The sequence below is a fragment of the Porcipelethomonas sp. genome, from assembly GCF_051893655.1.
GTDB lineage: Bacteria > Bacillota > Clostridia > Oscillospirales > Ruminococcaceae > Porcipelethomonas.
This window is the reverse complement of sequence record NZ_JBJFHN010000099.1, coordinates 1-9,526: the sequence shown is the minus strand read 5'-3', so window position 1 is coordinate 9,526 and position 9,526 is coordinate 1. Positions and strand designations below refer to the sequence as shown.

General features: G+C 37.4%; 11 protein-coding genes. 5 read left to right on the top strand and 6 right to left on the bottom strand.

What is annotated here, in order from left to right; translation table 11 throughout:
- Positions 1 to 20: 20 nt before the first annotated feature.
- The 5 genes from rimM to ylxM all read right to left on the bottom strand — a co-directional run bounded on the left by rimM (position 21) and on the right by ylxM (position 2,942).
- Positions 21 to 527 (bottom strand): ribosome maturation factor RimM, encoded by a 507-nt coding sequence (gene rimM, locus ACI4WO_RS05845; RefSeq protein ID WP_439806626.1) that lies wholly within the window; start codon positions 525 to 527, stop codon positions 21 to 23.
- A gap of 71 nt (positions 528 to 598) precedes the next feature.
- Entirely contained in the window at positions 599 to 832 is a 234-nt protein-coding gene (locus ACI4WO_RS05840) for a KH domain-containing protein (RefSeq protein ID WP_439806625.1), read from the bottom strand.
- Between the two features lie 72 nt (positions 833 to 904).
- Positions 905 to 1,147, bottom strand: a complete 243-nt coding sequence (gene rpsP / locus ACI4WO_RS05835; RefSeq protein WP_439806624.1) for a 30S ribosomal protein S16 — start codon at positions 1,145 to 1,147, stop codon at positions 905 to 907.
- Between the two features lie 61 nt (positions 1,148 to 1,208).
- Positions 1,209 to 2,567 carry a signal recognition particle protein gene (ffh, locus tag ACI4WO_RS05830; protein WP_439806623.1) on the bottom strand — a complete coding sequence of 453 codons (1,359 nt, stop codon included), beginning with the start codon at positions 2,565 to 2,567 and terminating at the stop codon, positions 1,209 to 1,211.
- Positions 2,568 to 2,591: 24 nt separating this feature from the next.
- Entirely contained in the window at positions 2,592 to 2,942 is a 351-nt protein-coding gene (gene ylxM, locus ACI4WO_RS05825; RefSeq protein ID WP_439806622.1) for a YlxM family DNA-binding protein, read from the bottom strand.
- A gap of 417 nt (positions 2,943 to 3,359) precedes the next feature.
- On the opposite strand from ylxM, the gene ACI4WO_RS05820 reads away from it, so the two are divergent.
- The 4 genes from ACI4WO_RS05820 (at position 3,360) to ACI4WO_RS05805 (ending at position 8,850) form a co-directional block, all read left to right on the top strand.
- A complete protein-coding gene (locus ACI4WO_RS05820) occupies positions 3,360 to 5,756 on the top strand; it encodes a glycogen/starch/alpha-glucan phosphorylase (RefSeq protein WP_439806621.1) in 2,397 nt (798 codons plus the stop codon).
- Positions 5,757 to 5,876: 120 nt separating this feature from the next.
- Positions 5,877 to 7,772: a glycoside hydrolase family 13 protein gene (locus tag ACI4WO_RS05815; RefSeq protein ID WP_439806620.1), complete on the top strand. Its 1,896-nt coding sequence runs from the start codon at positions 5,877 to 5,879 to the stop codon at positions 7,770 to 7,772.
- A gap of 141 nt (positions 7,773 to 7,913) precedes the next feature.
- Positions 7,914 to 8,378 carry a hypothetical protein gene (locus ACI4WO_RS05810; protein WP_439806619.1) on the top strand — a complete coding sequence of 155 codons (465 nt, stop codon included), beginning with the start codon at positions 7,914 to 7,916 and terminating at the stop codon, positions 8,376 to 8,378.
- Position 8,379: 1 nt separating this feature from the next.
- Positions 8,380 to 8,850, top strand: a complete 471-nt coding sequence (locus ACI4WO_RS05805; RefSeq protein WP_439806618.1) for a nucleoside deaminase — start codon at positions 8,380 to 8,382, stop codon at positions 8,848 to 8,850.
- Between the two features lie 40 nt (positions 8,851 to 8,890).
- Here the strand turns inward: ACI4WO_RS05805 and ACI4WO_RS05800 are convergent, their stop codons facing one another.
- Positions 8,891 to 9,133, bottom strand: a complete 243-nt coding sequence (locus tag ACI4WO_RS05800) for a helix-turn-helix domain-containing protein (RefSeq protein WP_439806617.1) — start codon at positions 9,131 to 9,133, stop codon at positions 8,891 to 8,893.
- A 118-nt stretch (positions 9,134 to 9,251) separates the two neighbouring features.
- Here ACI4WO_RS05800 and ACI4WO_RS05795 point away from each other — a divergent pair.
- A partial coding sequence (locus ACI4WO_RS05795) for a zinc-ribbon domain-containing protein (RefSeq protein ID WP_439806616.1) occupies positions 9,252 to 9,526 on the top strand: 275 nt, incomplete at its 3' end.

The window sequence follows — 9,526 nt, the reverse complement described above, 5'->3', positions numbered from 1 at the left end:
CCGGAAAGAGGGTTGCGATATCAATCCTCATCAAAAAGTCCCTCCAGAGGACGGATGAGTATTTCTCCGCCGCTTATGTCAGTACTTATTATTACATCTGGTATTGCGGGAACAAGATAGTTTTTTTCCGTTCCCTTTATTTCATAGACATCATTTGCGCCTGTCTGAAAAATATCACTTACTATACCGTATTCTTTGCCGGTATCTGCGTCTTTAACAGTCAGTCCGATAAGATCCTGAATAAAATAAGTTCCTTCTTCAAGTTCTATGTCGCTGCGGTTTATATATACGACACTGTTTCTCATGGTATTGGCTTTTTCAGCTGTATCTATACCTTTAAATCTGACAAGTACCATATTTTTGTGTATTCTTGCACTTTCGACTTCATACGGGGTTTTGTTTTTTCCGCAGTAAAGCATATCAAATTCGCATAAAAACTCCGGATCATCGCTCCACGGCATTATTTTTACTTCGCCCTGAAGCCCATGAATATTTACAATTTTACCGGTTTCAATAAATTCTTTCAAACTGTACCCTCCGTTTTATATCTTAAAAAAGGCTCAAATCTATCCTTTCCGGATTGATTCAAGCCTTGTAATCAGTCAATTTCAACTGCAACTTTAAGATTGCTTCTTGCTGCTCCTGCACGCATAATTGTGCGGATAGCTTTAGCAATTCTGCCCTGTTTTCCGATAACTCTTCCCATATCTTCCGGAGCAACGCTTAAATGAAGAACAATTACTCCCTCTTCATTAGGCTCATCCTCTGTGATCTTTATTGAATTTTTATCGTCTACAAGGTCTTCAACAACTGCATATAACAAATCTTTCATGAGTTTCCTCCATAGCAAGGACTGTATAAGGCAAGAGCAAAACTCCTGCCCCTAAAACGCCCTGAATGCGGATTAAAGAACACCGTTATTCTTTAAAATTGTCTTAACAGTATCTGTAGGCTGTGCACCTTCTGAAATCCACTTTTTAGCCTTTTCAGCGTCAACAGAAACAACTGAAGGTTCCTTTGTTGGATCATAGTAACCGATTTCTTCAATGAATCTGCCGTCTCTTGGATATCTTGAGTCAGCAACAACTATACGATAAAAAGGAGCTTTCTTAGCACCCATTCTTCTCAGTCTGATTTTAACTGCCATCTTTTTCACCTCCGGCAAAATAAACTAAATATATATTAATGCCAAACTGCATTAATCAGCTTTACATTGGCGGCAATTTATCGAGATTCATGCCTGCCAGACGCTTCATCATTTTTTTGTTTTTCATTCCCTTTGTGCCGTTTAACTGCTTCATCATTTTCTGCATCTGTTCAAACTGCCTGAGAAGCTTGTTGACATCTTCCACCTTTGTGCCGCTTCCGGCTGCAATACGGCGTTTCCTCTGAGGATTAATTATAGACGGCTTTGCACGTTCTGCTTTTGTCATGGAAGTTATCATAGCCTGAATACGCAGAAACTGTTTTTCGTCAATATCCATATCCTTTACTTTATCGCCGACGCCCGGTATCATTGTCATAATTGACTTGATGGAACCCATTTTCTGAATTTGTTTTAGCTGATCCAGAAGATCATTCATATCAAATTTATTTTCCTGAAGCTTTTTTGCCATTTCTTCGGCGTTTTTCTTATCAATTACATCCTCAGCTTTTTCTATAAGGGTCATTACATCACCCATGCCGAGAATTCTTGATGCCATTCGTTCAGGATGGAAATGTTCAAATTCATCAAGCTTTTCGCCGGTGCCAACAAATTTTATAGGCTTTCCTGTAACAGCCAGTACGGAAAGTGCTGCACCGCCTCTTGTGTCTGAATCAAGTTTTGACATCAGAACACTGTCGATCCCCAGAGCGTCATCAAATGCTTTGGCAACGTTTACGGCGTCCTGACCAGTCATAGCGTCAACTACCAGCATAATTTCATCAGGATGAACTGCTTCCTTTATATTTTTTAGTTCATCCATAAGAGCTGTATCAATATGAAGACGTCCGGCAGTATCCAGAATTACAATATCATTACCGTAATCCTTGGCGTGAGCCACAGCCTGTTTTGCAATGACTACCGGACTTATCTGTCCCATTTCAAAAACCTTGACGCCAGCCTTTTCACCAACAACCTGCAGCTGATTTATAGCCGCAGGACGGTAAATATCGCATGCTACCAGCAGCGGACGATGTCCTTCCTTTTTGAAATGCATTGCAAGCTTTGCAGAGTGTGTGGTTTTACCCGAACCCTGAAGACCGCACATCATTATAATGCATGGTCCCTTTGAAGGCATATTTATTCGGGCGTTTGATTCACCCATAAGCTCGCACAGCTCATCTCTTACTATTTTAATTACCTGCTGTGCCGGAGTCAGACTTTCCAGAACCTCTTTGCCTACGGCTTTTTCTGAAACCTTTGCTACGAAATCCTTTACAACTTTGTAGCTTACATCGGCTTCAAGAAGTGCCAGACGGACTTCTCTCATAGCGTCCTTTATATCAGATTCGGTAAGCTTTCCTCTGGATTTTAGCTTCCTGAATACATTGTTTAGTTTTTCGGATAACCCTTCAAAAGCCATTAAGTCCTCTCCTTTCAGAAATTATCAGAACAAGTCATCGGTTTGGGCAGCAAGTTCATTTATTGTATCAATGCAATGTTCGTCATACTGCTTTTCTTTTTTTATCGTTTCAGCATATCCGCATATTGCATTGCAGTTTGCACGGCATTTTGTGATCTTTTCTGCCAACCCAAGCTTTTTCTCAAATTCTTCAAGAATCTGTTCGCTCCGCTTGATACTGTCCCTGACTGCTTGTCTGGTTATTTCCACGTTCTGGGATATCTCACTCAGGGACAAATCCTCCCAGTAATAAAGCTTCATTACGTCACGCTGTTTGTCTGTGAGTATATTTTCATAAATTTCCAGCAGAAAAGCAAAATCCATATTTTTTGCCATTATCCATCACTCCTTAACGGGTGTAAAGGCAAATCACTTTACACAGTATACCATAAACAAAAGTGGTTGTCAAGGGATTTTTTTAAATTAATCACCAGATCTGATTTCATATCAAAAATTCAATGAATTAACCTTTAACAGTTGCCCTGAAGTAAAAAAATTCAACCAAAATGAATATAACAATTTTGAAATTATTGATATGTCTACCCTGAACCCTGATGAATAAGAATAAAAAATGCCCTTAAACTTGGGGGCATTTTTATTAATATATCATAAAATAACTGTTAAATTTTCTGTGATTTATAAAAAAAATTCCTCAGCTATTGAAAAATAAGCTTTTTTGTAGTATAATAATTTTTGTAAAAGCTCCTGATATGACAGGAATAAAATTTACTTTGATGGGATTGGAGAAGAATGATGACAGAAAAACCGGATATCAAAAAAATTAAAGAAAATTTTTTAAGCAAGCTTGAACTTCAATTTAATGTTGAACCTAATCAGGCTTCCGACAAACAGATTTATCAGGCTTTATCAGCAGTTATTGTTGAGGAATTAAAGAAAAAACGTCAGAAATTTATTAACAAGGTTCATTCTGAAGGAAAAAAACAGGTTTATTACCTCTCAATGGAATTCCTTATGGGACGTTCTTTGAAAACAAGTCTTTACAACCTCGAAATTGTAAAAGATGTTGAAAATATGCTTAAAGAATATGATATTAAGCTTGACAATATTTATGAATATGAACCTGATGCCGGTCTTGGAAACGGCGGTCTGGGACGTCTTGCTGCATGCTATCTGGATGCACTCGCTACTCAGGCATACCCGGCAATGGGCTATTCCATCTGCTATGAATACGGTATTTTTAAACAGAAGCTGGAAGACGGTTGGCAGACAGAGCTTCCTGACAACTGGCTGCCCGGCGGTTCAGTATGGCTGGATCCTCGCCCGGAAATGGCAATAGACATTCATTTTGAAGGCGAGCTGCATGAATACTGGGATAATCAGTATCACCATATTTCGCATGTGAATTATTCTACCGTACATGCTATACCTTATGATATGTATGTTTCCGGTCACGACAGCGAGGGCGTTTCTGTTTTAAGACTCTGGGCTGCCAAAGCTCCGAACTTCGATATGTCAATGTTCAATCAGGGCGATTATGAAAAGGCTTTGGGTCAGAATGCTGCTGCCAACGCTATTTCAAAGGTTTTATATCCTAATGACAATCATCTTGAAGGAAAATCTTTAAGACTTCGTCAGCAGTATTTCCTCTGCGCTGCTTCAATCGGAGATATTGTTAACAACCATATGTCCGTTTACGGTACTCTGGACAATCTCCATGAAAAGGTTGCTATTCATATTAATGATACTCATCCGACTCTTGCTATTCCTGAACTTATGAGAGTGCTTCTTGACGACTGCGGTTATACCTGGGACAAGGCTTGGCACATTGTTACAAATACTTTTGCATATACTAACCATACAGTTATGGCAGAAGCTCTGGAAAAATGGGATGTTAATCTTGTTAAGAGAATTATTCCGAGAATATTCTCTATTATTGTTGAGATAAATAACCGTTACTGTGCAGGTCTTATGGAACGTAACAACGGTGACAGCTCGAAAACTACAAGAATGTCCATTATCAAGGATAATCAGATCCATATGGCTACACTCTGTGTTGTTGCTTCCCACAGCATCAACGGTGTTTCAAAGCTTCACTCTGAAATTATCAAGCAGGATGTGTTCCATGATGAATATATGGATACTCCAAGAAAATTCAAAAACGTAACAAACGGTATCGCTTACAGAAGATGGCTTTATCAGTCTAATCCGGGACTTACTCAGCTCCTTAAAGACAAGATCGGAGATAAGTTCCTGAATGACGGAAGTGAACTTAAAAAACTGAGCGTGTTTGCAAACGATACTGCCGTTCTGGATCAGCTTCAGAAAATCAAGCGTGAAAATAAGGAGCGTTTTGCAAAGTATGTAAAGCAAAACAGCAAGCTGGATATTAATATTGACAGTATTTTTGACGTTCAGGTTAAGAGACTTCATGAATACAAGCGTCAGCACCTTAATGTTATGAACATTCTTGCAGACTATGATTATCTTCTTCAGAATCCTGATGCTGATTTTGTTCCTAAAACTTATATCTTTGCTGCAAAAGCTGCACCGGGTTACTATCTTGCAAAGCAGATCATTAAACTGATATGGGCTATCTCAGAAGAAATAAGAAAGAATCCTAAGATCAACCAGAAACTTTCTGTATACTTCCTGGAAGATTACAGAGTTACACTTTCTGAATTACTGATGCCGGCAAGCGATATTTCTGAACAGATCTCACTGGCAGGTACAGAAGCATCTGGTACAGGCAACATGAAACTTATGTTAAACGGTGCTATTACCCTTGGTACTCTGGACGGTGCTAATATTGAAATCAAGGACGCTGTTGGCGATGAAAACATTATAATCTTTGGTATGAAGACCGAAGAGGTTAACGATCTCAAGAGAAAAGGTTATAATCCTGGTGCATATTATGAATCAAACCCTGTAATTAAAAACTGTATTGACAGAATGTATCACGGAATCAATGGCTGCAGCTTTAATGAGGTTGCAAATTCGCTTAAGAATTCAGACCCTTATATGGTTCTGGCTGACTTTGATTCATACAGAAAGGCTCAGGCTTATTCATCAGAATGCTATAAAGACAGCAAAAAGTGGACTCAGATGTCACTTAATAATATTGCCGGTGCCGGAATATTCTCGGCTGACAGGGCTGTAACTGAATATGCAAAGGATATCTGGGGACTTTAATAAGAGTAATTTACATTAAATCTAAAGAGACCCGATTTGAATATCGGGTCTTTTTCTTATCATAATTTATACTGTGAATTATATGAAATTTTGCTGTAACAATGAATGAGGAGTAAACTTATGAAAAAGATTTTTGACAGCTGGAATCTGAACTATAAAAAACCTTTTGGTGCTATAAAAAAAGGAGAAGCATGTGAATTTCGCATAAGACTTCCTAAAAGTACTGTTCTCGATTTTCCGCCTGTACCGGTGCTTGTTGTTTTCAGAACCGGTTTTAAGGAAACGTTTCTTTCAATGAATCTGGAATGTGAAGAGGGTGAACAAAATGTTTATCAGGCAACTTATGTTCCAAAGCATTCGGGTGTTCACTACTATTACTTTTCATACAAGCAAAACGGTACGAGAAATTATATTAAAAAGGTTGCATGTCATGAGAGCTGCATAAACAATGGAGAGCTTTTTCAACTGACTGTTTATGATGACAAGTATGAAACCCCTGATTTTCTCAAGGGCGGAATTATGTATCAGATTTTTCCGGACAGATTTTATAAGAGTACAAAAATTCATGAAAATGTTCCCAAAGACCGTATTATCCGTGAAAACTGGGAAGATACACCTTACTACAAACCGGATGAAAACGGACATGTGTGGAATAATGATTACTTCGGCGGAGATCTTGAGGGCATAAAAGAAAAACTGCCTTATCTTAAAGGCCTTGGGGTCACTTGTATTTATCTGAATCCTATTTTTGAATCTCATGAAAATCACAGGTACAATACTGCAAATTACAGAAAAGTTGATCCGCTTCTGGGTACAAACGAGGATTTCCGGACTCTTTGCGATGAAGCTAAAAAATATGGTATTTCCATAATCTTAGACGGCGTTTTTTCACATACGGGTGCAGACAGTATTTATTTTAATAAATTTAACAGATATAACAGTGTGGGTGCTTATAATTCAAAGGACAGTGAATTTTTCCCGTGGTATACCTTCTATGAATATCCGGATAAGTATGAAGCATGGTGGGGCATTGATACTCTTCCTAATGTACAGGAAAATAATAAGGAATATACAGAATATATTTGCGGCAACGGGGGAGTCCTTGACTATTGGATAAGTCTTGGAGCTGCCGGATATCGTCTTGATGTTGCTGATGAACTTCCTGATGAATTCCTAGATAATCTTAATAAATGCGTGAAAAAGCACGGAAAGGAAAAAATTATTATCGGAGAAGTCTGGGAGGATGCCTCAAATAAGGAAAGTTATGGTGTTAAACGCCGTTATCTTCTGGGTGATCAGCTTGATTCAGTTATGAACTATCCTTTCCGTTCAGCAATTATGAATTATGTTATGGGCGGAAGCTCTTTTGAATTTAAAAATAGTATTATGACTATTCTGGAAAATTATCCTAAACCATCTGTGGATGTTCTTATGAACAGTATTTCTACACACGATATTGAAAGAGCTATAAATGTTCTCGGCGGCGAAAGCTGTGAGGGAAAAGACAAGGACTGGATGTGCAATCGCTGGCTTACAAATGAAGAATACGAGCTTGGCAGAAACAGAATGAAATGTGCTATGGCTCTTCAGTATTTTCTCCCCGGTGTTCCGTGCATTTATTACGGTGATGAAGCAGGAGTGCAGGGATATAAGGATCCCTTTAACAGAAGATGCTATCCATGGGGAAAAGAAGATAAGGAACTTATTGAATACACAAAGCTGCTTGCTGAAGTAAGAAATAGTTCTAAGGTATTTGTGGACGGAACACTGAAATTCTTATACATGGATGATAACGTTATTTCATTTGCCAGAATGAGAGCACACCGCAGAAGAGCTGTGATTATTTTTGTTAATCGCTCTTCTTATGAACAGGTTATTGACAGTTCAAAAATGGAACTGAAAGACTGCTCTTATTACCGTACTATTCATGGAGATATTATATACGGAGACAGAATAACTCTTCCTCCATATAGCTTTGCAGCATTTAAAGTGGAAATGCCGCTTGATGAGAAATAATAAAATATATATTTAATCAGGAAGAAGCTTTTATAAGAAAGTTTCTTCTTGTTTTTTAAAATAAATTTTTCGCAGCTACTTGACGAAAACCGATTTATAAGGTAAACTAATATAAATGGGATTTGCGAGGTGGCGACAGCTGTGAAAAAAATTGTGTATTTTCTCGTCGTTCTGACAGTAATGATTCTTACAGCATGCAGCATGGAAAAGGCAGAAGCGGCTTTGAGTCATTGTACAAAATTTCCTTCGGAAAATAATGATCTTACAAATAAATTGGGAGATACAGATAAAACTGAAATAGAAGTAAGCAGTGAAAATACTTTTGGTATAATAAGCTGGAAAAGTGACGTTAGAAATATACTTGATGTATTGGAAACTGTTACATATTCTGGTAACAACTATAAAAATAAAATCGACTTTGTAAAAGAATATAATATAAAAATTATAAACGGAAACTACTGCGTATGGGCAGCGGAATTTGAATACAATAACAATGGTGACAGTAATATTATGGTGTGTTCGGATGAATGTGCTCTGAATTATGATATTAGCAATAAAAATGCAGAAAAATTATATAATTATATAAATAATTGCTTAAAAAACTAATATGAATGATAATGAATATATGAAAATAGCTCTCGGACTGGCGGAAGAAGCTTACAAGCTTAATGAAGTCCCGGTAGGAGCAATTATAGTAAAAAAATCGACCGGTGAAATAGTCGGGAGAGGATATAACAGGCGTGAAATCGATAAAGATCCTCTGGCACACGCAGAAATTGCTGCAATTTCTCAGGCTTCAAAAAAACTTGGCGGCTGGCGGCTTATTGACTGTGAAATGTTTGTAACCCTTGAGCCATGTCCTATGTGCTGCGGGGCAATTATAAATGCCCGTATTGAAAGGGTTGTTTTTGGAGCGTATGACAAAAAATCCGGTTCCGCTGAATCGGTTATGAGGATGTTTGAACTGCCGTTTAATCACATACCTGAGGTTGTTTCGGGTGTAGAAGAAAAGGCATGCTCTGGGATTTTAAAAAATTTTTTTGCAGAATTGAGATTGAAACGAAAAAATAATAAATAGATAAAATTTACACCTGCTGAATTTTTCAGCAGGTGATTTTTTAGTTTTTATCAATCTGATTTTCGATTTCTTTGACAATATCGCTCATATTTACATCAAGTGCAGTTGAAATACAGTAAAGGGTTTCAAGGGTCGGTTTTCTCTCTCCACGTTCAATTGCGCTCAGATGTGTTCTCTCAATGTCGGCAAATCCGCTTAAAACTTCTTGCGAAATGCCTTTGCTTTTTCTGAAACTTGCTATAACATTTCCGACAATTTTTGAGTTTAATTCAGGATTATGCACAAAATCACCCCCCAATATAATCATAAACTGGAAAATTCTACATTATGAATACATATGTATTCATAAACAAATAAAATATTATGATATAATGTAAAAAAATAAATTTGGAGGAATTACTATGAAAAAATGCCCGAATTGTGGAACTACAGAAAATGATGAGGCTAAATTTTGCCTTAATTGTGGTCATGAATTGATAGCGGATAATAAAATTGAATCTGGACAGTCTGCTACAAATGTTACTCAAAATATAGCAGTAAAAAAGAAATCTAAGGGAATAATTGCTGTAATTATAATTTTGATTACAATTATTATAATTCTTGGTATATTGGTATTCTTTCTCGTAAGTAATTCTAGCAGCAAGAAAGAAGACGATAATTTCAAAATATCCGAAGA